We start from the raw sequence: 24,030 nt of genomic DNA on the forward strand, positions 1-24,030 counted from the left end.
CATCAGCCGTTGTGCGTGAAGACCAGTGTGTTATTGCCGGTCCGGCCGCTGTCTGCGGTACAGGCCTGACCGATCGCCTCAGAGCTCACCTGACCGCTGCTGAAATCGGTACTGTTGATGGCCATTGAGCTGGAGGAGCCTGCAGAAGCCATGCGGGTGGCAATGTCAATGCAGCCAGCCTGCGTCACGCTCTGGGTCGTCACTGAGAATCCATTGTTATAACCATTACTGTTTGCCACCGGCGCCATGACCACCTGTCCACCATAGCTGTTGGTGAGCGTCGCGGTGCCGGATGAGGCTGTGCCGTGCACGGTAAAGCCGGATGGTGCGCCGCCTTTCTGGATCAGGAAGCCAGTCATAGAGGCGCCGCTGCTGAAGTCATAGCCGTTAGGTCCTTTTAGTGCCGTCCCGTTGCTCATCATAGTCTGCAGGCTGGACACCTCCGTTGTGGAGTCTTTGGCAGTGAACAGCTTCCAGACGCCCCCCAAAACCACTGTGATGACAATGGCATAAAGAAGGCCGATAGCACCCTGTTCCATAAATCCCCATCCCCGATCAGGGTGCTTTCCTGCAGTATTGTTTAAAAAAGACATGGTGCGTCCTCAGTGAAGGTTAAGTGAGCCGGAGTCCTGGATCTGCATGACCATCATGATGATCAGCGCGAAGAACCCCATAATCAGAAGCATGGATAAAAGACGGGTTACATTAGCCCTGCGGGCCACCCGCCTGAGGGTCTGTGTCAGCCAGCGGTCGGCATAGTTGCTGATAAGCTCAGCGGCACCGTCTCCGTCGTCAAGCAGTGACAGGTAGTTCACGGCCTCGCGGCTAGGGAAGTCGTAACCACTTTTGCGCAGCGCCATACCGAGTGAGTTGCCTTCACTCATCTCGTCCATCGCCGCATCAAGGCGCTCCTGCAGCCAGGGCGGCGCGAAGCTGTGCAGCAGTTGCATGGCTTCAAGCTCATGCACGCCGGCCCCAAGAAGGGCACCGGTGTTCATCAGAAAGACCGCACCCTGCAAATCTTTATAGAGAGACCAGGGCATAATGCTGTCAGCAAGACGACGAATTCTGCCGCGCCACCGGGGAAGGGACCACAGGCTGGCCACAACCAGAGCAGCACCGGAGAATGCAGCGGCAGGTCCCCACTGTTCTGTCCAGTCAGAAAGCCCCTTCATGAACCCGAGAGCCCCGCTCCAGCTGGCCGGATCAGACATTCTGCTCAGCATCGGGACGAGGGACAGGTTATTGACCCCGAGCAGACCGCCGCCCAGCACGAGCAGAACCAGCGGGTAAACCGATGCAAACACGACCTGACCGAAGATCTGCTCACGGGCATTGATGAGTTTGTCTGCCTGCATCAGGGCAACGGGAATATTGCCCGTCTTCATCCCGGCACTGATCAGCGCGGCCTCTTCGTAGGGCACCCATACCGCCAGCACATCCGCCAGAGTCCGGCCTGGCGAGTTATCCCGGAGCCCCTCAAGGCAGTCTTCGGTAAGTTCAAGGAAGGGATGCCATTTCTCACCGAAACTGGTGTGCACCTCGCCAATCATTTTCAGCGAGGTCTCAAGATGCTTTCTGTTTTCCAGCAGAAAACGCATGTTTTCATAGAAGACCTGCCGGTGTGAGCCGGTGAAGGTAAGCCTGACGGCGTGATAGCGGCATTTTTCAAAAAGGGACAAGTCCCGCTCAGTGCGAAAGCGCAGATTACGCGACATTGGGAACCTCGCAGCGCATCAGCTCGTCTTCGTCCAGTGGGCAGACCAGGTCACCTTCCAGCGGGTCAACGCGCCCCTCAGCAAGGTAGCGCAGAAGGTGCATCACGCGGGTGATGCCGCCCTTGTTCACCCAATACTGACGGGCCACGGCTGCTCCCTGATTGAGCCACAACTGCATCATCATCGCGTCAGTGCGGACGACTTCCACCACGGCAGTTCGGCCAGTGATGCCTTTGCTGACCACGCGCTTCGTGACCGGGATGACTTTGCGGCAGCGGTCGCAGCCTTCCGTATTGCGGAAAAAAAGCTGCTCAGGACGACAGCCCCCTTTCACGATGCAGTATTTTTCCAGACGCTCGCGGGTATCGGTGTCCAGCTCAGGCAATTTGTCTGCCCAGGAGATTTTGCAGTTGTCACACAGCACCGGCACCAGACGCTGACCAATCAGCCCGGTGATAAGGGACGCATCGGCCAGCAGCTGTCGCTTGATGCCAAAATGCTCCATGCGACTCAGGGCGCCGATAGCGCTGAGCGTGTGCTGGGTAGACATGAAAATATGCCCCGTTTCGGTGCCGTAAATGCCCGCCATAATGGAATAGAAGTCCCGCATTTCACCGTTCAGGATGGCGTCGGGATCGAGACGCAACGCCGAGGCGTTGGCGTTATTCCAGGCACGGCTGATGGCTTCCGGCGTGTTGTCATCGGGCATAACCGGCGTCTGGATTGCGCCGGGGATAAGGCCTTCTGGCGGGTTTTCCAGTGTCAGCAGGCGCTTTTTACCGCCGGTGAGCGTCAGCCAGATATCGCTTAACACGCGAAGGGTGGCGCTTTTTCCTGCCCCGGTCGGCCCGGTCACCAGCACCATACCAGACGGCAGGCGAAGGATCTGCGTGATGATTTTGATCTGCTCAGCAATAAAACCCAGCTGCGGCAGTGTGGGAATGTTTTTGCTGTCATCGGGGATCATGCGCATGACCAGGTATAGGCCGTCCGGCGTAGGGCGGTGTTCGTACCGGGCTCCGAAAAGGCCGGCCTGACGTGCAAATTTTGAACTGACACGCCCCGACTGCTCGCGCCCCGCGACAAAAGACTGTTCGCGCACATCACACATGGAAATATACACGGTGGATGCCAGCGTTGTGCCTTCCTCATCGGTCAGCTCGTCAATCACCTCAAGCTCGCCGTGGATGCGCAGCTGAATGACGGTGAGTTTGCGGTCGGCGCTGATTTCCATATGAATATCTGACGCATTCAGTTCGTTCGCGAGGCGGAAATAGCTAAGCACTTTATCCTGTGAGCGGCTGACGTCCTTTGTGCTCAGGTCATCCTCTGTCACGTCCGGGCCCAGTGCGGCGGCGTTTTCACGACGCTGGTTCAGCTCACTGAGCGAAACAAATTCGGTTCTGGCACCCGGATACTGTTTCGCCGAGTCCATCGCCCAGCGCTGAATGGCCGGGTCCTGGCGGCGGTTTTTATCGATAAGCAGCGTCACGCCCAGAACAGGGTGGTGCTCGGCGAACACAAAGTCTGCGATTTCCTTAGCCGGTATCATCTTCACCTCAGAATGAAAGTTCGGTGTCGTCACTGAGACGCACCACGGTTTCGGTTACGGCCGTAACGCGTTTAGACGTACCGGGGACGGGGTCGCCTTTGACCACTTCAGCGATACCACCGCTCGGCAACAGCAGGCGGGCACGGAGCTGGCCGGGCTTACCGTAAATCTCGACCAGCCGGATGCCGGCAGACTTAGGAGCTGCTGAGCTGCTCTCTTTTACCTGTGAGGATGATGACGGCATCTGCCCTGCCTGCGGATAAGAGGAGAGTGGCGGAACAACAGCTGACAGCGCTGGCGCAGAGGTAACAGGCGCCAGGCTCTCACGCAGCTGCTGCTGCAGTCGCGCCGTCTGCACCCTCTGCTCGAGCAACAGGTTTTGTGCCTGAGCAGATTCCAGCTCGCCCAGGGTGACGTTGGGTGGAAGAGAGCCGCTGTCTGCTGCCTGAACGTGATGCATCAGCGTCCATGACAGCAGCAGACAGATAACTGCAGGGCTATTTCTGCGCATAAACGCTCCCCTTAATGGTGTAATTGAACTTCGCCTGCTCGTTCATAGAGATGGCCACGCTCGTCAGACGAATCCCCGTCGCATCCAGCCCCTGAAACAGCAGCTCGGGTTGCAGGCGGGAGTTGATGATGAAGGTGAATTCCCGCCAGTCCTGCGGTGCTGTTTTCATTTCCTGCCCGGGAGCGAGAACAGGCGGCTTAACTTCATCAAACTTCACATCAATGTTTCGCCGCTGTAGGTGAGAGATGAAGCGCATCAGAAGTGCCTCAGCACCAGGCAGCTTTTCGTCTTCAAACAGCTCAGGGGTAACCCTGGCAGGGATAAATACATCTCCGTTTTTGCCGCCTTCCTGAAGGTTGAAGACCGCATCAAGACCAAACAACTCTTTGACGCGTCTGGCAAAATCGCTCACCGTGGCACCCGGCGTGGCTGTGTAGCGCAGGCGGATGCCCTTCGGAATACATTCCGCATCTGAAACGCGCCAGCCGGCAACAGAGGCGTACAGCGGTTCACGCGTCAGCCAGCAGAAGCTGAGCATCACAGGCACCGGCAGTTGAGTGGCCCAGGGATGCGGCGCAGTTGCTGGCGCGGCCGGTTTTGCCAGCATCATGGCAAGCCTTGCACGGAATGCGGCTTCATCGGCGGCCTGTCTCGCCCGTTCGCTGAGGGTGTCGCGGGCATACCAGCCGGCGCCCAGCAGTGTAATGAGCAGTAAAGAAGGAAGCGCGAGCGCGGCCGGGGCCACGCGGCGGTGTAGGCGGCAGCGTCTTAGCTGCGTTCTGCTCAGGCGTGACGTGAAGGAAAGCGCATCGGTGCCGTCTTCAGCCCTGGCGGCGCAGCGGATTTCACCTGAATCATTGAAAAGCAGAAAGTTTTCTGCCGCAGCCTCCACGTCAGCCCGGGTGCCGATCACGTCGCCCATAACGGACAGGTGACCGTTGCTGACCGCAAAAAACACCCAGCATTCCTGCTCACGGCTCAGCCGGTATATACCCCAGGCATTACCGCCTTCGCAGAGCTGAAACGCCACGGCCAGTGAATACACGCCACTGCGGGTCCGGCCCGGCGAAACGTTACCCACCATGGTATGCGGGCGACTCCCCTGAATCCGGTAATGCGTATCCGCAGCCCTGACGCCGTGGCGGAGCCACTGAATGCCTGAAGAAGCCTTTTCCCATTCCATACCGGCAACCCATTCCCGGCGGTTTTTTCTGTCCCTGACAGTTACGCCGTTGTTGAGATGAAGTGATGCTTTCTTTTTGATTTTCATCGTTATTGCCCCAGCAAAACCGGCGTAACCATAATGACGAGCGTGGAGCGGCTTTTCGCACCGCTCTGACCGCCGCCCAGGATAAAGTTGTCAGGCGTGAACGTTCCCTGTTTATTAGAAGAGGCGTTCTGCTGTTCAGAACCGGTCAGCACCAGCGTCTGGCCGGCGCGCAGGTTGACCTTACGGGCAAGCCCTTCGGTTGCCGTGTTGGCCACGTCGTTACGGGTATTGCCGTCCTTACTGATGAAGCTTGTCACGTCAGGCGGGGTGGTATAGCTGAAGGCGAACTGCAGCTGAATATCTCCGTTTTCCTGAACGAACGGGAGCATGGTCATAAACAGGCCGGTTGTGATACTGGAGACCGTCTGGCTCGACGTGACGCCCACATTGGCAACGGCCGTCGAGTTAGAACTGGTCAGCAGTCCGGTGCTTTTTGACAGCTGGTAGGCCACCGGTGTCAGGTTGGCGGTCGGGTCGGTCTGGTTCAGCGCCATGGTGACGGTGCCCTGCTGAGCCAGTGCCTTCAGCATCAACTGTGAGCCGGAAAACTTCGCTGCACCGCCGCTTGCTGTATCCAGGATTGAAATACCGGCGCTGCCGGCATTGGTTGGTGCGCCGGCAAATGTGCTGCCAAGTGATGCGCCAAAGCCGGTAACGCTTTTCACAATAAGGCCCCAGTCCAGGCCTCTGTCGACATTACTGGTCTGGGTAACCCGGACAATCTGCACGTTAAGCTGCACCTGCCGGCTCAGAACTTTATTCTGGTAATCGATGTAGCGACCGACACGGTCCAGCACCTCCGGAGTGTCAGTCACGCTGAGCGTGCCCGTGGCGTCGGACAGCCAGTAGCGGCCGCTTTTAGGCGTCAGGATCTGCTCAACAGTTTTACGGATATCGTTGTACAGGTCACTGTTCATGCCGTAGTCCGTTTTCTGATTCGAACTCACGTCGCCTTTAGTGCCGCCGGTGCCGCCTTCTGAACCCAGTTGTGTACCTGCACCGGACGTTATCGATGCGGTGCTGTTGACTTTGGTATTGAGGATGGCGAGCTGGAAGGTGCGCGTGTCCTGAATATAAAAATCTACGCGGCCCGCTGAGCGCCTTACGGACAGACCCAGCGTGCTCGCCGCGATGTTAAGCGCCTCCTGCGCATCGCCCTGAAAGCGTGTTCCCTGGAAGAGAAGAGGCTCAGACGACGACATGGCCGCCGGCTGCGCTGACATTCCCATCTGTGCCAGCGGAACGCGACCATTGTCGTCCGGCGCAGGAAGGCGGCCATTCATCTGGGAAGTGACGATGCCGCCACCCGGCGTCTGCAGCAGCGCAGCGGACACCTCCGGCGAGATGTAAACCCGGAATCCACAGATGGCGTTAATGCGGCTCGCTATCTGCGGCAGCGTCAGCCCTTCGGGGTTATTCAGAAATACCGGACAGGGCGGCAGTTTTACGCCGTCAGGTGCCGATATTACAGGCTGTATAGGTCTGAGATTGACCCATGGTTTATCCGACCACACCACAGCCGGCTGAGTAATCTCCTGGCGACTCTTAAGCACACGCTGGGTTGTGTCAGCCTGCGAATTATTCTCTTTTTCGATGGTTGAGACGTCTCTGACTGAGCACGAAGACAACATAACCGCAGCGGCCAGCAGCGTCAGTTTTAATGGGGTGCGCGACATCCGCTGCTCCTTGTATGTCGTTATTTGGTTAGAATCAGGTTGGTCTGGTTTGGCACAGCGTATGCAGCCCGATTGCTCCAGGGGTTTAAAGCCCGTAACTGAGCTGTAAGCGCATACGCTGCGCCACTCATCTGAAGCCCGAACAGTTGTCCGTACTCCATAACGTATCTACAAGGAAGGGTAATCATGGGTCTGCCAAATCAGCTCTGCATCGGTATTGACGTTTCTAAAGCGACGCTGGACGTTGCCGGTCATCACGACATGGCTCAGTTCACGGTGAGTAACGATCCTGAAGGTATCGAGGCACTCATTAAGGTCCTGGCTAATCAGCCCGTTGCGATGCTTTTGCTGGAAGCAACCGGTGGCCTGGAAATGGCCGTTGTCTGCTCTCTTCAGACTGAAGGTTTTGATGTTGCTGTAGTTAACCCCCGGCAGGCCCGCGATTTTGCGCGCGCCATGGGGTATCTGGCTAAGACAGACCGTATTGACGCCCGGGTGCTGGCTCAGATGGCAGAGGTCGTTAACCGCCATCCTGAAAAGAGCCGGTTCATAAAGAAAATGCCCGATGCGGAGCGCCAGATCCTCACAGCGATGGTGGTACGCCGACGCCAGCTGATAGCCATGAGCGTTGCGGAACGTAACCGCCTGCATCCGGCTCATCCTCAGAACAGGAGAAGTATCAGTATTATTTTGCAGGCGCTTGAAGACGAGCTGGCCCGCATTGATGCTGAAATGGACAGGCATATCAGCCTGCATTTTAAAGATCCTGCAGACAGGCTCTGCGCCATTCAGGGTGTCGGAAAAGTGACGGTTGCCGCGCTTCTCGCCGAAGTTCCGGAACTGGGGCATCTCAACCGCAGGGAAATCAGTGCGCTGGTCGGTGTGGCGCCCGTAAACCGTGACTCGGGTACGATGCGGGGACGACGAACCATTTCGGGAGGGCGCGCTGGCGTGAGAACCGCACTCTACATGTCGGCACTGGTCGCTACCCGCCATAATCCGGTTATAAAAGCGTTTTACACCCGCCTTGTCGGCGCAGGGAAAGCAAAAAAAGTGGCTATCGTTGCCTGCATGCGCAAACTGCTCACTATCCTGAATGCCATGTTCCGGAAGAGTGAAAAATGGGACGAGTCGTACCATTTCGTTACCTCTTAGTATGTTGTTCAAGACAGTTGCTCAGTTAAGGTAAACAATGCTCCCCTCCGTCACGCCGGACGGAAGGGAAAGATTCATGTCGGTGCCGTCATACATACGCAGACGGCCTCCCGAAACGGTCAGCGCCAGCGCAGAGGATGTCGACTGATTACGCAGCGCGGCATAAACCCCCGGCGTGTCAGCGACCCAGACCCACAGCCTGCCGTTCTGGATCACGCTCTGAATCCGCTCATCAGGGGGCGGCATCATGCCGGTCGCAGCTGGCGAAACGGGTCCGTCACCCACTGAGCGGCCATGCCGCCAGTCGTTTACCGCATCTGCCGTTCGCAGCATGTCGGTGGCAAGCCGGGCGGGCGCGGCCACGGTCACTGACTGCGTGACAACGTCAGAATTACGGCGCTGGGCGTCGCTGGCCATCAGCCCGAAGAACATGGCCAGCGCGATTATCGGCAGGGCAAAACCCATTTCAGCGCCCTCCGGGCGTGGGGATGTCGCTGACGGACACCAGGCACTGAATGCGGTTGGCTTCGGCAAACAGTGGCTTTTCAGCGTGGCGGTACAAGTCAAATACCTGCACCAGAACCGACTCGAAATTGCCGTGAAACACCAGAGGGGCATCGATGCGGTAATCCAGCGTGACGGGCCAGATGAGGACCCAGTTGCCGCCATTGGCGCAGGGCGCTTTTGCCGTCCAGGCGGTGAGCGCTTCTTTGAGGGTGGTGCCCGGCTCAGCCCGCCAGGTCTGACCCGTGGCAGGCGGCGTTACCGGCGTGCCCGTCGAATAAGTGGGTACGATGCGGCTGTCCGCAGCGGGTGCCGGTGTGACAGCCGTGGACGGCTGCTGATGCACGACGGCAGAGGCTTTTGGTGCGGCATTCACTGTAGTCAGGGGTACTGTTTTGGTTTTGACGGCTGTCGGAGTAATGACGGTTCGATTCTGCTGTGCCGTGGTGCGCGCAGCAGCTGCGGTTCCCGCTGAAGCTAAAGAGGCTGGCTTCTGAGAATGGGCCGTTAAATTTCCGGAGTTTAATGACGACTGACTCTGCTGCAGTACCGGCGAGGGTACGCTGAGGCTCTGCGGTTTAAGCCCTGATGGTGTGACCACATCGCCGGTGAAAGGGTTTCTGGCAAGCCCGGATGCAGGTGTCGGAACTGATACAGCTTTAGTCTGCTCAACCGGGGCTGTATAGGACTTAGGTACCGGGGTGCTGACCGCAGGGCGAATGGCCGGAAGGCTGATAGCGGGCGCTGAAAAACTGCGGTACTGGTCACGGAGCTCGAAGCAGACCTCACGGTTTACTTCGTCCACTTTCAGACGCCAGGCGGGACCCGCGACAACCTGAAGCGCTTCGCTTAGCTTCATCGGGCCGATGGTGCGCTGAACGGCGGGCAGCGGGCGGCTCAGGAGTTCGGAAAACGCAGCGCTCGTTGCAGAACACAGTGAATAACCAGATTCCAGAAGCAGATACCTGAATCCCTCGCCGACCGTGCTGACCAGCTGCGCCGGCATCGTGATATCGACAACCTGATTCAGCGGGTCCAGTTGCGCATCGGCAGGGCGGGTGCTGACAAGGGTATAGCGATCGTAGCGCACCACCTCAGGCGAGCGGTTGAGGTAGATATCATCAAACCGGGCCGGTGTGCGGCTGCGGGAATACACCGATGTGGTGTCTGTCGCGGCTGCATTCACACAGCCTGCCAACATCAAAGTACAGGCAATGATGCCGGCACGTTTAGCGGCCTGTCCGGAAGGTACTGCCATCAGGTTCCACCCCAGGAATAGTCTTAATCAGGATTGCTATTCTCGCTGTGGTGTAAAACCGGACAATTCAAAACTCTGACTGGGAGCTGAACAAAAAAAGTTGAGGGGGTTCAGGAAGGCGTACAGGGAATTTACCGCTTACGCTTGCATACCGTGCCAAAGGTGGCCAGGCTGAAAATGTTCTCCGCAAAGAACACACCTGGCAGGGTGCCGGGTGATTTAACCGCCTGCGGGCGGTTTTTTTATATGCTCAGTCTGAAGCTAACATATGCCATACCCCTGCGGGGGAACCCCGCCAAGCCACAAAAGCGAGTTTTATGGCCTGACGGCGTTGACTCTCAGGTGCGGTAGCGGGGCAGACTACAGAGTGTGAGCAGGCCTTCGACAGCATTCCGGTATAAAAAAGCCAGCATAAGCTGGCTGTGTTAATCAGTAACGGTCAGGGTCAGTCCTGTTCTGGATAGAATTCCAAGGAGAGGATTTGCCCCATGTCCCAGATACAGTCTTCAGGAAATACATCGAGCTGAGTTTCCTGCGCGGCAGAAGAGACAGCATCGGCCCACACCGTCGCAATCCAGTCTGGATCGGCCAGGGCCACTTTCAGACTCGGCGTACCTTTTATATGCAACGCCAGAGCTTTACGCTGCTCTTTAATGGTACGTTGCCAGCTTGATCCACGGCGTCCAGGCTGGAACTTCCATTTGAGAAGATGTGCAAGCAGAACCGCCATACGACTGGCTAATTCACGCTTTTCGCTTTTGCCCACGTCTTCGATCTCCTCGGCGATATTAGCAATATCAATCTCAGAGAAACGACCCGCACGCAGTAAAGCCGCCTGCTCCTGTGCCCAGGCAACAACATCGGCTTCATATCGTGTATTCATGGTTGATCTCCAGTGACATTCCTGATTAATGAATATCATTATAGAATAAAAAAGCGCCAGAAAAAACTGGCGCCACGAGGGTGTAACTTAATGAATCCTTTACGAAATTGCGTAAATGGCCTTACGGCAGACGCCATAGCCGTGTCCGAGGAACGGTATGTCATCGTCAAAGTCCATTGGCGGCTCGTTCGCCGGATTACTCGGAGCCGACTGTTGTGCCTGAGAAGGCTGAGGCTGTTGTGGCTGGCCCCATCCGCTCTGCTGGCCTGACGGCTTATTGTTTCCACTGGTGTTGGTGCTGTTTTTAGCCCCGCCCAGCATCTGCATCGTTCCGTTTACATCAACCACGATTTCGGTCGTATAGCGTTTAGTACCTTCGCTATCCTGCCATTCCCGTGTTCTGAGTTTGCCTTCGATATAGACCTGTGAACCCTTACGCAGGTATTCACCGGCAATTTCAGCCAGCTTTCCAAACAAAACGACACGATGCCATTCGGTTTTTTCCCGGTTTTCACCGGTCTGTTTGTCACGCCAGGTTTCTGAGGTGGCCAGAGAAAGACTGGTCACTGCAGTTCCGTTTGGCATGTAACGAACATCAGGGTCCTGACCGAGGTTGCCGACCAGGATAACTTTGTTGACGCCGCGTGCGGACATAATGAATTCCTCTTAGAAATGGGGTTGAGAGGAACACACCCGCCGGGATGTGTTCCGGCGGTGTGTCCGTGACGCTTAGAAAGATTCCGGATCGTAAGCCTTTTGAGTGGCCGGACCGGTTTCTGGCGTCTGGGAAGCGTTAGGAGCCTTGTAAACAATGTCCTGCCCCTTTTTGATGAACTCGACCTTTATCAGGCGAGCCTTCAGGGAGGGACGTGATTCACCGGCGTGCTCACCGCTTTGCAGGGTAAACACATCGGCTTTCAGGCCACTGAGGACAAATCCAATCAGGACTTTTTCCTCTTCATCAACGGCTTTCTGGCAGCGGTTGATGAGGGAGGTCGCTTCTTTACCCGATACAGTAATGTCGAAGCGGGTATAGGATGCACTGTCAGTCGGACCAGTCAGGGCATTGATAACGGCGCAGGTAAATTCACCTTTTTGCCCCTCAAGACGACGAATCGAACTGAGGTAGCCGATACCACTGACGTTGAGGTTGAAATACTCTTTCTGGTTGTTGCCGGTAGTGGCAGAGCCAGCAGAGGCAGCGTTGTTTGAAGCAGGGGTGTTTGCAGTTGCAGTCATGATGTTATCTCCGGAGTAAAACGAAACAGGGTGCGGAGAAACATCAGTCCCGTGCGGGAGAGAGTTTCCCGCAGGGGGTCAGCAGATAACTGCCGACAGGCTGTATTGGTGAAGTGGACCTTGACCTTAAAAAGGCACCTGTTTGCAAAGGTTAAACAGGTTTGAACCGCCCGAAAGCGCCATCTCTCAGGTTGTGATGGCATTGGCATGTGATTACCCGAAGGCGTTCCTCTCAAATCACCGGAACATTGGCAGTTGTCGGAAGGACAACGTTTAGCCTCTTTATCATTCACGTACACGCGGCGCTTGTCAATCTGGCTACGTATAAAAATTCATCAGTGCGCGGATAATAAAAAGCGGCACCTCTCGGCACCGCCATCGGGGTCTGCACCATCGACCTTTTGTTAACCTGCCTGAGGCAGTTGCTCCGCTGGCGTGTTCAGCGCCCGGCACGGGTTTCACGGAGTTTTCGTACCTTACCGTCTCAAGCTCAGGTGTGGGCATGGGCGGTCAGACTGTACTCCGGCAACACATGCATTAGATGCTGACGGAGCCCGCAGTCACGGGGTGCGGCTTCAGAGCCGGCGTCACAATAACAAAGGCGCTACCCGCCCGCAATCGGATAACACGGGTTAATTCTTTTTTGTTTTTGGCGACTTAGCCCTGCCTGAGCTTTTACGCCTGCCACTATCAAGACTGATAATGCCTTTGCATTCCGGGTAGCGAGTACAGCTGCGAAATTCCCCTTTAGGACTCCTGCGCAGGACGGTTTTGCTGCCGCAGAGCGGGCACGGAGGCGAAGGCGGCACCCGGATACTGATGCGCTGCTGCATCCCCTGGCTGACCAGCGTCGAGGTCCAGGCGGTCTGACGCTGCAGAAAGTCGTTGAGGTTCATACGACCGGCAGCCACTTCGTCAAGCGCCTGCTCCCAGAGCGCAGTCATACCCGGGTCGGTCAGCTGCGCTGGCAGTGCATCGATGACGTCTGCCCCCAGGTCTGTTGCCAGCAGTTTACTGCCTTTGAGCGTGATGAAACGGCGGCTGAGTAGCTGCTCGATGATGCCGGCACGCGTTGCTTCAGTGCCGAGCCCGGCGTTTTCTTTGAGGATTTTACGCAGCTGAATGTCCGCGACATACGCAGCGGCGTTCATCATGGCACCAATCAGCGTGTCAAAGCTGTAATGCGCAGGCGGCTGGGTCATCAGTTGCTTAACCTCTGCGCCGGTAACGCCGCACTGTGCCCCTTTGCTGAGCGGTGGAAGGGCTCCTGCGCTCTCTTCATCATTACCATTCTTATCCTCTTCATCCTTTGTAAACAGCACTTTCCAGCCCTTCAGGACTTCAGTGCGGCCAGTTGTGCGGAACAGCTGGCCACCGATATCAAAGGATATTCGCGTCGCATCCGACTCACAGAGCGGCAGGAACTGGGCCAGGTAGTTTCGGCGGATAAGCAGGTAAATCTGACGCTCAGTCTCAGTCAGGGTGGACAGCTGAACGGCATTGCGTGTGGGGATAATGCCGTGGTGCGCCGTGATTTTTTTATCGTTCCAGATGCGGGAAACAAACCCTCTGTGCAGCTGTGAAAGCAGGGATGCGAACTCAGGTGAGGGGTCAGTCCGCGCCATGGCATCAAACACGGCCGGGATTTCTTCCCGCATTGATTCCGGCAGCCAGCCGCAGTCTGTGCGGGGATAGGTTGTGGCCTTATGCTTTTCATACAGGCTCTGAGCAGTGTCCAGCACCTGCTGTGGCGACATATTCCACATCTTGCCGCAGGCCCGCTGCAGCGTTCCCAGTGAAAAAGCCAGCGGGGCGGCCTCTTTCTCGCGTTTTGTTTCGTACTCCGTCACCGTGGCGACACCCGCCTGACGGCAGAGCTGCGCCACCTGCTGAGCAATATTCTGGTGAATACAGCGCTTTTCCTCATCCGCATAGACGGCGGCAGGCACCCATGATGCCTGAAAACTGACACCTGAGGCGCTGAGCGTTGCCTTAACCTGCCAGTAGGGCTTCGGCACGAATGCGGCTATCTCACGGTCCCGACGAACAACAAGTGCCAGCGTGGGCGTCTGTACCCGACCGACTGAGACCACGCCCTCAAAACCTGCTTCGGCCGCCCGGAGGGTATACAGCCGGGACAGGTTCATGCCGACCAGCCAGTCCGCGCGTGAACGCCCCAGCCCGGCATGGTACATCCCGACCGAAGCCTGTCCCGGACGCAGGTCGCTCAGAGCAGCCCGGACGCTGAGCTCGTCCAGGGCCGAGAACCACAGGCGCAGAATTTTCCCCTCCCAGCCGCAGTAGTCCAGCAGTTCGCGGGCGATGACTTCACCTTCGCGATCTGCGTCGGTGGCAATCACCACCTCATCTGCCTGCCTGAGCAGTTTCTCAATGACCTTAAACTGTTCCTGCGTGTCCTTTTTAACGACAACCTGCCACCTTGAAGGGAGAATTGGCAGCACGGACAGTGACCAGGGCTTGCCGTACTGCTGGCCGTAGACCTCTGGCGGAGCGGTCTCCAGCAGATGGCCTACCGCCCAGGTGACCGTCACGCCGTTTCCCGTCATAAAACCTTCACCGCGCCGGCTCGCCCCCAGCACAGCGGCGAGGTCACGGCCCTGAGAAGGCTTTTCGCACAAAAATAACCGCATCTCCGGCCCCGCTATTGACCGGCTTTATAACGCAGGCGCAAAAGGCTTACGCTCGCTTCATTAACCGGCGGAGAAAACGCCGAGCGCTTTTCGCCGAGCAGAACGGCGCGGTCGGGTTCGCCGGCCGCTTCGCACGCTTTTCGCCAGGTTTCATTATCTTCAGCGGCGTCGATACGAGTGGCGTCAACATGACGGTATGAAAGTACCGTACCGTAAATCTGTCGTAAAAGCCGGCCACCTTCGCTCAGATACTGGTCTCTTTTAGAACGTGTTATCAGACCATAATGTGATGCCTGCAAAACCTTTTTGGCAAACTGATCGAATCCCATGAGCAGGAATACACAGCGATAACCCAGAGGGGTTCGGGTAAAGACATTAATGTCGAGTGGCTCAGCTGATTCAACGTCGCTGACCGACACACCTTTAGGCAGCATGCTCATGTCTTTATCAATCTGTTCCAGCAGAGAAGTCATGGCTTCAGAAGCAGAGCTTATTTTTTCTTCAAGCTGGTACATCGCCTGATCTGCCCAAGGGTTATTCCTAAGCGAATCCTGATTTATCTGGCCTGCTCTCTGGAAGAACTGAGGCATACCGATGATCCCGTGTCGCCCTGGCTTATCAGACTCATTCTTTTCAGGTTTGCGTCCCTGCCAGAGCCCAATTGCATAATTAGTATGAAGCGCTATCGTCATTTCGGACTGCAATGCGCCCGTCCGTTTGTCCGTTTTATCAGCCATTGTTGTCACCTGCCGTCAGTTAAGATGAGGCGACATGGTCCTGAATTATCTGGTTTTACAACAGCCTGAAACTCATAATTCCAATCCGCTAATTATTCTATTTAAATGTTGAGACCTTTTAGCACCAGTTGCGCTGCTTGAATTTGACCACTGCTGCGCCCCGAAGTGCTGGTTATTATTTGACCGCTGTTGCGCCCCGCAACACTGGTTGTAATTTAACCGCTGTTGCGCCCCGCAACACTGGCTATTATTTGACCGCTGCTGCGCCTAATGACACTGACTTTTTTAAATCGCAGAATAATTGGCCAGCATAGATAATTCCGTTAACTGAACTGTCGCCTGATAGCGGCGATAGCAGCGCCGACCTGCTCAGCAGATGCCCGTTTCTCAGGCAGAACGGGAGCAGTGAATTTTGACTCAGAACGCAGCCCAGAACTGACTACGGCACTCCTGACGGTTTTTGAACTTCGCTGCGCAGAAGGCGTCGCAGGGTATTCAGACGGCCGGAATTCACCCTGCCTGGCGCGTTTCAGCATGGCAAACATCCAGCCCGCCGGGTTTGCCAGGCGGCCACTGCGCAGCTGCTCCTGCAGCAGTCCACTCAGCCCGGTTGCCACCGCCACCGGCAGGGCACCGAACTGCTCGCTGAGCATCTGACGGTCTTCACCGCTCAGCATCGCCATAAAGCCCTCTGGCAAAACCGGCTGGTCAGCAACGTACGTTTCTTTAATCACACTCTGTGTGAAAGAACGTACGTTACGGTTCGAATTTCGAACTCTGTTATAAGTGCCTGATTTAAAACTGAGTTCGGATTCCGTACTCAGTGATTTTAGACCCTGCGCATGACTGAGTTCGGATTCCGAACTCAGTGTTTCAAGGGATTTTTCAACAGCTTTTTGACTGAGTTCGTTTTTCGAACCCGGTCGTGCCGCACCGCTTTTCCGCACCATGGCGCCCGGCGTTGACGGAGCATTCAGGCGGCTTTCAATCAGCGCAAGACGGCTGTGGCGGTGGCGCATACCGCTGTCCTGGAGTATGTCGTTAACAACGGCCAGCGCCGTCATGCGCACGGACTTGTTCTTACTCTTGCAGCTCTGCTCAACCAGCGTCAGCCAGCCCGGGTCGAAGGTCTCTGCATCACGGTAGCCCAGCGGCTCATCGTGCTGGGCATAGATGTTGCCACGTACCCGGCCGCACTCATCGCGCACCTTTTTGCACAAGCTTATCCAACCCGTGAGCCGCAGCATCAGCAGCGTGCGGCTCACGGTTTCACGCGAAGCTTTGTCCGAATGTGCCGAGGCCAGCTGTTCCTGCAGTTCGTCATAGGTAGGAAACACTGCTCCCTCATTCTGCTGGGCATAAAGGCGTATCATCACCCAGGCAGTTTTATCGAGCGGTGACAGGCGCGTGTCGAGAAATAAACGGCGGGGAAACGCGTCGTGGACGTTGCCCATAAACAGCAGGCCACTCCGTTCCTGGCCGGCGTCGCCGCTCACTGCCCTGCGCTCAAGGCTTTTTTCCATACGTGACAGCGTGCGCGCCACGATGCAGTCGGCGGGTATGTTCATTTTTTGTTCCCCTTTTTTACCTGAGACAGCACAGTGCCGGGATAAACCCGGCACTGTCTGGTCATCGCTGGTCGTCCGTTACCGGCGTATTTCACGGTTATATGTCTCATGGTCCATCAGCCACCACTGCCGGCCTCCGTCCTTGCTGAGCATTCGCCAGTAGGGGCCGACATCAATTTTGAGGTAGCCGTTTAGGGCGAGCCGCCGGAACACCTTTTTACCGCTGCAGAACGCAAGGAACAGCTGCTGAGCCCGGCGGCGCACTGCCGGCGAAACCTGCTGGCGCCGGGTGAAATCACTTAAACGCATCAGGCCTCCTTACGCAGCGCTTGTACTGGGGAAACCCGTTTTGATGTCTCCCGGCACCACTGGCAGACCTTCGTCCATACGGCGGTCAGCGACAGGCTGTGAAGCTCAGCCGCCAGCATCATCGCCTCAAGCGCCTTGTGTGATTCCGGCGACTCAAGACCGGTGTTTTTCCACTCGTTCCAGAGAAGCGCATCCTGCTCCTCGGTCAGAGACTGCGTCCGGCCCTGGCGGCTCTCAATGCCCATCAGACGGCGACGGCTGCTCACGTCAGAAGGTGACATGCCAAAGTATTTGTCCATCAGCTCCATAGAGCCGCCCAGCTCAAGGGCGCGGTCGATCATCAGCATACGGGCCTGCTCGTTGCGGGCCTGGTTGAGTATCAGCCAGAAGTTCTCGTGGTTTAATTTGACGTCCAGGACGGACACCTTCGACTGACCTATATAGTGCAGTTCGTCGAGGCTGAGGCCGCTGAGCACGCGAATTTCCTCAACTGACAGGCCCAGCGATTCGCAGCGACGTATGTTGCCGCTTTTGATGTCCATCAGCAGCGAGTTCAGAATGCTGGTTGTCGCGCCGGAAAGGGTGTTTTGGTTCACAGACCACCTCCCGGGCAGACCTGGATGGTTAACTGTATTGCATCAAAAAGCCAGCCCGACAGGCAGGCGCCCAATAAGAGTGTGTTAATCATTGCGTGTGTCTCCCGCCGTAAGCTGCTTATTAGCCTGCGCCCCTGCCAGGCCGTGACTGAGTTCGGCCTGACGGCCTGCGAACCATCCGGCGTTCCTTGCCAGTAAATCACCGCGACAGCTTTTCGCCTGGCGCGTTACAACATCGGATAACGTCTGCCCCGAATGCCGCTGCGCAAGCCAGCGCTGTAGCACCTGATTCTCACCGTCAGGCGTACTGAAAGACTGCAGAACCTGCCAGACGCCGGAGACCCAGCCTTCACGGAACTGGTCGGCGCGGCCGCGAAGCGTACTCTTCTTAATACGCTGCCTGCGGTAAGTCGACATGTGCGCATCTGTTGCCGCCCGCACTTTGCGCTGTAGCACGGTATAGATATATAGGGCCAGCTCGGGACGTTCCCCGAAGCCGTAGAAGTGGAGTGAGCGACGGACCAGGCGCAACCCGCCCGTGCTCACGTAACCGTACCAGCCGAACCAGCACCGGCAGCCTGTAGCCATGCAGACCACTGTGGCCAGCGAGTGCATCCAGGCGGGGACTTTCTCAGCGTTACTGGTCAGCTGTTCGCAGACCGATTCACCTATCTCACTAAGCGTAATCTGATCGTCAGTCAAGCCGTGACGGCGCATGAGCCGCTGGGCCAGCGCAACCGCCCGTGCGGCTTCATGATCGTTGCTGTTTTGCGTCCCCAGCGCCATAAGGCGACGGATGCGCCGTGTGAGTTTTGACTTATCTGCCATGACGGCCCCCCCAGTTACCGCCCGCCATGTGGCGGTTCTTTTTCTCTTCGAGATACTGGCAGTCGGCGCAGAGTTCCGCACCCGGCACAGCACGCTGACGGGCAAGAGGAATGTCAGCACCGCAGCACTCACAGAACTCGTTTGACGGCCTGTCAGAGCGGAGCTGCGACCGGACGGCATCAATACCGCGCTGAATGAATAAAGCCATACTGGCTTGTGCCATTTCGTCATTCAGGTCATCAGACATTTTCTCCCCCTTTTGCGGCAAGGCGCTGCAGCTCTCGCAGGCGGCGAATGATGCGGATAAGGCGCATCATTTTGACCACCATGACGTCGTCAAATACCGGCGTGTCAGCCGGTTTCTGTGAACCAAAAAAATTGAGACAGAACATGAACATGTTGCACTGCTGATTGGGCAGGCAGCCGGACAGGCCTGAAAGGAACAGGCTGAATTCTCTGCTGCCGCCGGATACGGAAAAACCGGCAGACTCAGGGCTTTTGTCCTCACTGATGTCGCTTACACAGCCCATCCCCTCGGCAATTTCGTAGACCAGCCGATAGGCCATGTCCTGGAGATGCTCAACATCATCCTGCATAGCCGGGATCAGCCATATGTCGCTGACGGGTTCAAGGCCGGTTTCGGCAAAGCTCACTGACCCGGTGGATACCGGTGCCGAGTCGTCATGCTCGCTGAACGCAGAAAGAAGGGAATGGCTGCCTGAAGAAACCAGATCGGCGCCATGCTCACTGCTTGTGCTGACGCCATCACCGGTAATAACGGAACGGCCACCAAACAGGTCATTCTGGATTTCACTTCTGGGCAGGCTACCGGCGCTGATGCCAGTGCTGTCAGGCAGCACTTTAAGGCCAGCTGGCTCAGGAGCCGGTTCGGGGCGGGTTGAACCCGTGAGGGTGCCTGAGCGCAGGCCGGTGACGGGCTTGACGGCGGTCGGGTCATCCGGCAAAACGGTGACAGGCGGAGCCTTCCCGCCGGAACCTTCTGACAGGCGAGTAAGCGTCAGCGGCGGCATGGCCGGTGGCTCGCCAAACTGCTCGCGGCGCTTCTGCTCCTTAGGGTCGAGCTCAATCAGCCAGCGGTCATAGTTCAGGCTGGGGTGTGGCAGAGCCTTTATAAGATGACCAATAAATTCGTCACGAAAATGCTCAAGGGTATAACTGTCAGGGTCGTTGAACAGACTGCAAGTCTGAGAAAACACTGACTGAAAATTATCAACCGTGTCCTCAGCCAATTGAAATTTAAGCCACACTTTCTCGGCGAGGGAGCGAAGATTGAGTAACGGAATAACCTGAGTACGACTCAGCCCGCTTTCAAGTAACTCAGGCATAGAGGGATAAAGATATTTTAACGTATCCTCCATTCTGCTGATGCTGGAAGCATGAATCGGATAACCTTCTAAATTCAAAAGGTCTGAAAGTTCACGAAGCGAAACAGAATGCCCAAGTAACTCCTCCTGAATAGTTCTCGCATTGTGTACGCCAAGTGCTTTATCCAGATATGTAAGATCCCCCCTGACCTCATTCTCAGCAAGATGGCCAACCAGACATTTAAGACGGCCCGGCCACGGTTTGAAGATGGTGTGAACACGATAAAAACGCTCTTCGCCTGTTTCCTGCCACAGCTCACATAAGATCTGATAGCGGGTATTCCCGCCATCACTGAAAATATAAACATCGTCACCCTCTGGGTCACGGGTAACTTTGGGTATAGAATCCAGGCCTCTCGCCCGAATTGAGGCTTTAATCTCGTCAAAACGGGGGTTTCTGCTTTTGCGCGGATTGTCGGGATTCGGACGAAGTTGATCCAACGTCAACACCATGGCCATCTCGCTGACTGGCAAGGGGGCCTCTGAGACATTATTCCCCTGCTGCGCCGGTGATTTTCCCCGGAGCAGCATCGCTGACCCCAGGTTCAGGTTGCGAACGTTACTCATGCATACCTCCCGACATCGCTCTGAAGATTTTCAAATCGGGTATAGCGGCCTTCAAAACGCAGCCGCAGGGTGCCGGTTGGTCCCTGACGTTGTTTGCCGATAATGAGCTCAGCCAGGCCTTTGTCAGGGGAGTTTTCTTTGTAAACCTCGTCGCGGTAAACAAAAATGATGACGTCAGCATCCTGCTCAAGCGCACCCGAGTCACGCAGGTCACCATTGTTGGGCCTTTTATCGGCCCGGCTTTCCAGTGCACGATTGAGCTGTGAAAGTGCCACTACCGGACAGCCCATCTCTTTGGCCAGCGCCTTCAGCGAACGGGATATCTCTGCTATTTCCTGGGTGCGGTTTTCCTGGTCAGGACAGCGCATGAGCTGAAGGTAGTCGAGACCAATGATGTCAGGTTTACCGTAGCGGCGGGCATTACGTCGCGCACGAACGCGAAGCATGGCTGGCGTCAGATCACTGGTGTCATCAATGACCAGACGCTCTTTAATATCCTCTGTGAGTAACTTAAAAACATTCGATACGCGGGCCCAGTCCTCTTCGTCCATCATTCCGCTTTTCATACGGGTCAGGTCAACATTGCCAAGCGACGAAACCACGCGCATCAGAATTTGCTCTTCAGGCTGCTCCAGGCTGTAAAACTGGCTGTTTGAGGCCACGTTTTTCATCAGAGAATTGATGATGATATTAATTAGGAGTGCAGTTTTTCCCATGGAGGGGCGTGCCGCGACGAGAACAAGGTCACCCGGCTGAAGTCCGCTTGTGAAAGCATCCAGGTCGTCAAACCCTGTTGGCGTGCCCGTGATGCCGTCAGGAGTCTGACAGCGTCGTTCAAGTTCGGCCGCCAGCTTTTCCAGTCCGTCAACTATGGTCACGCCCTGCTGTGGTTCGGCCCGCTCTGCAAGCTGCGTGATTTTCCGCTCGGCCGTTTCCATCGCGGCCGCGATGTCAGCGCCCGGCGCGGTGGCTGACGCATGTATCTCACTACCGATGGCTGCCAGCTGGCGCCCGCGACTGTAGCGGGCCACGATGTCGCAGTAGTGCGTGATGTTAGCCACGCTGGGTGTGTTTTTGGCTAGCTCAGCCAGATAGGCAAAACCGCCAAGTTGCTCAAGCAGGTTCTTGCCCCGGCTTTCAATGCTCTCGGTAAGCGTTAGCAGGTCAATCGGACTGCCTGCCGCCACAAGATGCGACATGGCATTGAATATTTCCCGGTGAGCCTTATGAAAGAAATCATCAGGCCCAAGACGCATGACAACCTCATCCCAGCAGTCGTTGTCCAGCATCAGGCCGCCAATGACGCTCTGTTCCGCGTCCAGTGCATAGAGGCCCGGAATATTTCGGCGGTTATCAGACATGACACCCTCCGCTGACAGCAAAGGAGTCAAAACGCTCTTTGAACTCGGGGAACAGTTCACTCGCAAGCTTGTGCATAGAGTCAAATGCTGAATCGCTGACGCGGGACGTTTTGCTCTCAAGCCGGTGAACAGGGAGTCCGCTGGCATGGCCCTGCTCATAGACGGTGAGATCGTAAATACGCGTCTGCAGCATGGATATAGCTATTTCATCAGCATGAGCGCTGTACTCTCTGCTGTTAATGATGGCTTCGGCCTGCTCAAAGGTTGTTTTTGCAAGAGCTGTATATTTCATGCAGTTAACTAGCATGCGCACAGCCGGCAGTCTGATCCCGAATGCAGAGTAGGAACGCAGGTCCTCCATCAGCGCGACCGTTCCGCGTAGAAACTCCCTAACATCTGGCAGCACAGGCTTGACCATGCCAATCAATTCACCCGTCGAAGCCAGTATAATAAGCTCCAGCATTACGGATTTGGCACCCTGTGAATCAATCAGGATCACGTCATAGCTTTTAAACAAAGGAGCTGAGAGCGCATTGCGCAGACGTACACGACCATCGGGCACATTAAGCATGTGGGTCGGGAGAAGATTACGAGGATCGTTCGATGCAATGAGATGAAGGTTATCGATGGCGGTGCGGGAGATGATGTTATCAGCCACTGACAGGTCTGCATTCTGCATAAGCAGTTCATACAATCCGCAGGGGGCTTCATAAGTCAAAGGAAATATACTGCTGGCCGTTGGCTGGGCGTGATCGCCATCAATGATGAGAACCTTCAGGCCGGCATCAGCCAGAAATCCACCAAGATTAGCGGTTTGAGTTGATTTACCCTCTCCACCTTTGGTAGAAACAACGGGTATGACTTTAGTTTTTGAATGCATTTAATCACCTGATAACTATGCGTTATTCAAGTGCAAGCAAATGCGTACTTCACTGCGTTTCAGAAACACGGGGATTGAAAATCCCCGTGTCCCTGGTTCGATTCCGGGTTCGGGCACCACAAATTTGAAACCCTCGCTTCGGCGGGGGTTTTTGCGTTTAAGGGTTTCAGTAAGCATCCAACCAGATGCACATCACACGGCAGCGATGAGGCAACGAGGTGATGTTGCGACCAGTTGCACGTTGTCACTTATACTGCCGTAGGGGCGTTTCAAATACAGTAAAAGGTTTGGATTTAAGGTTGTTTAACCAGTTCAACTCGTCGATTCTGAGCCCTGCCCTGCTCATTCGCATTATCGGCCACCGGATCGGCTGCTCCAAAACCCGCGAACGATAACCTGCCCGCGTCAATGCCCTTCTCGGTCAAGGCCTTAACCACAGCGTTGGCACGCCCTTCAGACAGGGTTTGATTATGGGCTGGGTTACCGGTGTTATCCGTGTATCCCCTCACCTTTAGTTTCAAAGCCGGGTCGGTATGGAGTAGCGCAACTACCTGCTCAATCTGAGGCTGAGAATCAGGCAAAATTGTCGTTTTATCAGTAGCGAAATTAACATGTAACGCCACTTTCCCCACCTTCTTAATCTGTTCTGCCATCTCGTTCGCAGGCAATACGCGCGCGGTAATATCAAGAGGTTTCGTTTCGGCAATCAATAAACCGCCCCCAAACTCGTAGGTGCAAAGGTGAATCCAGATATTTCTGTCTGCCCGGTGAATAACGAACACCGTCACATCATTATTCCAGATATCCCCCAGGCCACTGTTGTACTTGGTCGTGAAATCACGTGGCCATGCTTCAATCTTTTTTAATGCTTCGGGTGGGATTCTTCCGTTAAAAACACTCTCCCCCCCTAACGACGTCACTACAGATTCAATATTACGACTCAACTCCAGCTGTGAAAATGTTTTGTTCTGAACGGCACTAATATGGGCCGACCAAACCTTGCCTTCCACAGGTTCAAGATGATCGCCAGTCCAGAACGGGATTTGATCGAATTCGGTGATATCAGGTTGGGTAGACGTTTCATAACCCGCAGGAAGGGCTATATAGGGAAATGCCCCTGGTGGCGCGGAAGAGACAGGCATCGCTGAAGGGTCAAACGTCTTGCTGGCTGTCTGTTTAATGCTTGAGGAATTTACGCTATCCTCCGCCATGGCTCGCGAAATACTTACATTAGTCGCGAATGCCAGAAGCATTAAAATGAAGGAAATGATCGCTGTTTTCCACACAGAAATACCCCTTTATCAAAATTAATATGTCTTACGCAGAATCTATAGCATTATTCTGAATGATGGGATGTCTTGACAGCGCTTTACCTCTCATCT

At 55.8% G+C, this 24,030-nt stretch carries 23 protein-coding genes; 1 reads left to right on the forward strand and 22 read right to left on the reverse strand.

Going from position 1 to position 24,030, the window contains the following annotated elements; genetic code table 11:
* Nucleotides 1-2: 2 nt before the first annotated feature.
* From C1N59_RS18660 to C1N59_RS18685, 6 genes are read right to left on the reverse strand one after another with little or no spacing between them, the layout of a single operon-like run.
* Nucleotides 3-593: a type 4 pilus major pilin gene (locus C1N59_RS18660; RefSeq protein ID WP_162285952.1), complete on the reverse strand. Its 591-nt coding sequence runs from the start codon at nt 591-593 to the stop codon at nt 3-5.
* Nucleotides 594-602: 9 nt separating this feature from the next.
* Nucleotides 603-1,718 (reverse strand): type II secretion system F family protein, encoded by a 1,116-nt coding sequence (locus C1N59_RS18665; RefSeq protein ID WP_210532401.1) that lies wholly within the window; start codon nt 1,716-1,718, stop codon nt 603-605.
* Nucleotides 1,708-3,270 (reverse strand): GspE/PulE family protein, encoded by a 1,563-nt coding sequence (locus C1N59_RS18670; protein WP_394550056.1) that lies wholly within the window; start codon nt 3,268-3,270, stop codon nt 1,708-1,710. The genes C1N59_RS18665 and C1N59_RS18670 overlap by 11 nt, the downstream gene beginning before the upstream one ends.
* 7 nt (nt 3,271-3,277) lie before the next feature.
* Nucleotides 3,278-3,781, reverse strand: coding sequence for a type IV pilus biogenesis protein PilP (gene pilP / locus C1N59_RS18675; RefSeq protein WP_024472211.1), 504 nt, complete (start codon nt 3,779-3,781; stop codon nt 3,278-3,280).
* Nucleotides 3,768-5,051: a type 4b pilus protein PilO2 gene (pilO2, locus tag C1N59_RS18680; protein ID WP_394550057.1), complete on the reverse strand. Its 1,284-nt coding sequence runs from the start codon at nt 5,049-5,051 to the stop codon at nt 3,768-3,770. The genes pilP and pilO2 overlap by 14 nt, the downstream gene beginning before the upstream one ends.
* A gap of 2 nt (nt 5,052-5,053) precedes the next feature.
* A complete protein-coding gene (locus tag C1N59_RS18685; protein WP_394550058.1) occupies nt 5,054-6,727 on the reverse strand; it encodes a PilN family type IVB pilus formation outer membrane protein in 1,674 nt (557 codons plus the stop codon).
* Between the two features lie 186 nt (nt 6,728-6,913).
* Between C1N59_RS18685 and C1N59_RS18690 the strand changes: the two genes are divergently transcribed.
* A complete protein-coding gene (locus C1N59_RS18690; RefSeq protein WP_394550059.1) occupies nt 6,914-7,882 on the forward strand; it encodes an IS110 family RNA-guided transposase in 969 nt (322 codons plus the stop codon).
* 21 nt (nt 7,883-7,903) lie between these two features.
* On the opposite strand, the gene pilM is transcribed toward C1N59_RS18690, so the two are convergent.
* The 16 genes from pilM to C1N59_RS18770 all read right to left on the reverse strand — a co-directional run bounded on the left by pilM (nt 7,904) and on the right by C1N59_RS18770 (nt 23,934).
* Nucleotides 7,904-8,347 (reverse strand): type IV pilus biogenesis protein PilM, encoded by a 444-nt coding sequence (gene pilM, locus C1N59_RS18695; protein WP_394550060.1) that lies wholly within the window; start codon nt 8,345-8,347, stop codon nt 7,904-7,906.
* Between the two features lies 1 nt (nt 8,348).
* Nucleotides 8,349-9,644, reverse strand: a complete 1,296-nt coding sequence (locus C1N59_RS18700) for a PFGI-1 class ICE element type IV pilus protein PilL2 (protein WP_394550061.1) — start codon at nt 9,642-9,644, stop codon at nt 8,349-8,351.
* 445 nt (nt 9,645-10,089) lie between these two features.
* Nucleotides 10,090-10,527 carry a DUF29 domain-containing protein gene (locus C1N59_RS18705; RefSeq protein ID WP_014606856.1) on the reverse strand — a complete coding sequence of 146 codons (438 nt, stop codon included), beginning with the start codon at nt 10,525-10,527 and terminating at the stop codon, nt 10,090-10,092.
* A 99-nt stretch (nt 10,528-10,626) separates the two neighbouring features.
* The gene (locus C1N59_RS18710; RefSeq protein WP_394550062.1) at nt 10,627-11,181 is read right to left on the reverse strand and encodes a single-stranded DNA-binding protein; all 555 of its coding nucleotides are present in this window, start codon (nt 11,179-11,181) and stop codon (nt 10,627-10,629) included.
* A gap of 75 nt (nt 11,182-11,256) precedes the next feature.
* Nucleotides 11,257-11,766, reverse strand: a complete 510-nt coding sequence (locus C1N59_RS18715; RefSeq protein WP_164482834.1) for an STY4534 family ICE replication protein — start codon at nt 11,764-11,766, stop codon at nt 11,257-11,259.
* A gap of 632 nt (nt 11,767-12,398) precedes the next feature.
* Nucleotides 12,399-14,417, reverse strand: a complete 2,019-nt coding sequence (locus tag C1N59_RS18720) for a DNA topoisomerase III (protein WP_394550063.1) — start codon at nt 14,415-14,417, stop codon at nt 12,399-12,401.
* An 11-nt stretch (nt 14,418-14,428) separates the two neighbouring features.
* Nucleotides 14,429-15,154 carry a PFL_4669 family integrating conjugative element protein gene (locus C1N59_RS18725; RefSeq protein ID WP_394550064.1) on the reverse strand — a complete coding sequence of 242 codons (726 nt, stop codon included), beginning with the start codon at nt 15,152-15,154 and terminating at the stop codon, nt 14,429-14,431.
* 323 nt (nt 15,155-15,477) lie between these two features.
* The gene (locus tag C1N59_RS18730; RefSeq protein ID WP_228225435.1) at nt 15,478-16,722 is read right to left on the reverse strand and encodes an STY4528 family pathogenicity island replication protein; all 1,245 of its coding nucleotides are present in this window, start codon (nt 16,720-16,722) and stop codon (nt 15,478-15,480) included.
* A gap of 78 nt (nt 16,723-16,800) precedes the next feature.
* The gene (locus C1N59_RS18735; protein WP_014606862.1) at nt 16,801-17,031 is read right to left on the reverse strand and encodes a ParE family toxin-like protein; all 231 of its coding nucleotides are present in this window, start codon (nt 17,029-17,031) and stop codon (nt 16,801-16,803) included.
* On the reverse strand, nt 17,031-17,627 hold the full coding sequence (locus tag C1N59_RS18740) for a DUF2857 domain-containing protein (RefSeq protein ID WP_394550065.1): 597 nt from the start codon (nt 17,625-17,627) through the stop codon (nt 17,031-17,033). The genes C1N59_RS18735 and C1N59_RS18740 overlap by 1 nt, the downstream gene beginning before the upstream one ends.
* 84 nt (nt 17,628-17,711) lie before the next feature.
* The gene (locus C1N59_RS18745; RefSeq protein WP_022622162.1) at nt 17,712-18,455 is read right to left on the reverse strand and encodes a DUF2786 domain-containing protein; all 744 of its coding nucleotides are present in this window, start codon (nt 18,453-18,455) and stop codon (nt 17,712-17,714) included.
* Complete coding sequence (locus tag C1N59_RS18750) at nt 18,445-18,702, reverse strand: TraR/DksA C4-type zinc finger protein (protein ID WP_394550066.1); 258 nt, start codon at nt 18,700-18,702, stop codon at nt 18,445-18,447. Before C1N59_RS18750 ends, C1N59_RS18745 begins: the two co-directional genes overlap by 11 nt.
* Entirely contained in the window at nt 18,695-20,407 is a 1,713-nt protein-coding gene (locus tag C1N59_RS18755) for a ParB family protein (RefSeq protein WP_394550067.1), read from the reverse strand. Before C1N59_RS18755 ends, C1N59_RS18750 begins: the two co-directional genes overlap by 8 nt.
* Nucleotides 20,404-21,768 carry an SPI-7-type island replicative DNA helicase gene (gene dnaB-PI / locus C1N59_RS18760; protein WP_394550068.1) on the reverse strand — a complete coding sequence of 455 codons (1,365 nt, stop codon included), beginning with the start codon at nt 21,766-21,768 and terminating at the stop codon, nt 20,404-20,406. Before dnaB-PI ends, C1N59_RS18755 begins: the two co-directional genes overlap by 4 nt.
* Nucleotides 21,761-22,648, reverse strand: coding sequence for a ParA family protein (locus tag C1N59_RS18765; protein WP_394550069.1), 888 nt, complete (start codon nt 22,646-22,648; stop codon nt 21,761-21,763). Before C1N59_RS18765 ends, dnaB-PI begins: the two co-directional genes overlap by 8 nt.
* A gap of 293 nt (nt 22,649-22,941) precedes the next feature.
* Nucleotides 22,942-23,934 (reverse strand): OmpA family protein, encoded by a 993-nt coding sequence (locus tag C1N59_RS18770; RefSeq protein WP_367143453.1) that lies wholly within the window; start codon nt 23,932-23,934, stop codon nt 22,942-22,944.
* Between the last annotated feature and the right edge of the window lie 96 nt (nt 23,935-24,030).

The organism is Pantoea sp. SGAir0183 (assembly GCF_043545505.1).

Coding starts and splice junctions, on each gene's coding strand:
- C1N59_RS18660 (WP_162285952.1), bottom strand. CDS start 593: ATGTCTTTTTTAAACAATACTGCAGGAAAGCACCCTGATCGGGGATGG.
- C1N59_RS18665 (WP_210532401.1), bottom strand. CDS start 1,718: ATGTCGCGTAATCTGCGCTTTCGCACTGAGCGGGACTTGTCCCTTTTT.
- C1N59_RS18670 (WP_394550056.1), bottom strand. CDS start 3,270: ATGATACCGGCTAAGGAAATCGCAGACTTTGTGTTCGCCGAGCACCAC.
- pilP (WP_024472211.1), bottom strand. CDS start 3,781: ATGCGCAGAAATAGCCCTGCAGTTATCTGTCTGCTGCTGTCATGGACG.
- pilO2 (WP_394550057.1), bottom strand. CDS start 5,051: ATGAAAATCAAAAAGAAAGCATCACTTCATCTCAACAACGGCGTAACT.
- C1N59_RS18685 (WP_394550058.1), bottom strand. CDS start 6,727: ATGTCGCGCACCCCATTAAAACTGACGCTGCTGGCCGCTGCGGTTATG.
- C1N59_RS18690 (WP_394550059.1), top strand. CDS start 6,914: ATGGGTCTGCCAAATCAGCTCTGCATCGGTATTGACGTTTCTAAAGCG.
- pilM (WP_394550060.1), bottom strand. CDS start 8,347: ATGGGTTTTGCCCTGCCGATAATCGCGCTGGCCATGTTCTTCGGGCTG.
- C1N59_RS18700 (WP_394550061.1), bottom strand. CDS start 9,644: ATGGCAGTACCTTCCGGACAGGCCGCTAAACGTGCCGGCATCATTGCC.
- C1N59_RS18705 (WP_014606856.1), bottom strand. CDS start 10,527: ATGAATACACGATATGAAGCCGATGTTGTTGCCTGGGCACAGGAGCAG.
- C1N59_RS18710 (WP_394550062.1), bottom strand. CDS start 11,181: ATGTCCGCACGCGGCGTCAACAAAGTTATCCTGGTCGGCAACCTCGGT.
- C1N59_RS18715 (WP_164482834.1), bottom strand. CDS start 11,766: ATGACTGCAACTGCAAACACCCCTGCTTCAAACAACGCTGCCTCTGCT.
- C1N59_RS18720 (WP_394550063.1), bottom strand. CDS start 14,417: ATGCGGTTATTTTTGTGCGAAAAGCCTTCTCAGGGCCGTGACCTCGCC.
- C1N59_RS18725 (WP_394550064.1), bottom strand. CDS start 15,154: ATGGCTGATAAAACGGACAAACGGACGGGCGCATTGCAGTCCGAAATG.
- C1N59_RS18730 (WP_228225435.1), bottom strand. CDS start 16,722: ATGAACATACCCGCCGACTGCATCGTGGCGCGCACGCTGTCACGTATG.
- C1N59_RS18735 (WP_014606862.1), bottom strand. CDS start 17,031: ATGCGTTTAAGTGATTTCACCCGGCGCCAGCAGGTTTCGCCGGCAGTG.
- C1N59_RS18745 (WP_022622162.1), bottom strand. CDS start 18,455: ATGGCAGATAAGTCAAAACTCACACGGCGCATCCGTCGCCTTATGGCG.
- C1N59_RS18750 (WP_394550066.1), bottom strand. CDS start 18,702: ATGTCTGATGACCTGAATGACGAAATGGCACAAGCCAGTATGGCTTTA.
- C1N59_RS18755 (WP_394550067.1), bottom strand. CDS start 20,407: ATGAGTAACGTTCGCAACCTGAACCTGGGGTCAGCGATGCTGCTCCGG.
- dnaB-PI (WP_394550068.1), bottom strand. CDS start 21,768: ATGTCTGATAACCGCCGAAATATTCCGGGCCTCTATGCACTGGACGCG.
- C1N59_RS18765 (WP_394550069.1), bottom strand. CDS start 22,648: ATGCATTCAAAAACTAAAGTCATACCCGTTGTTTCTACCAAAGGTGGA.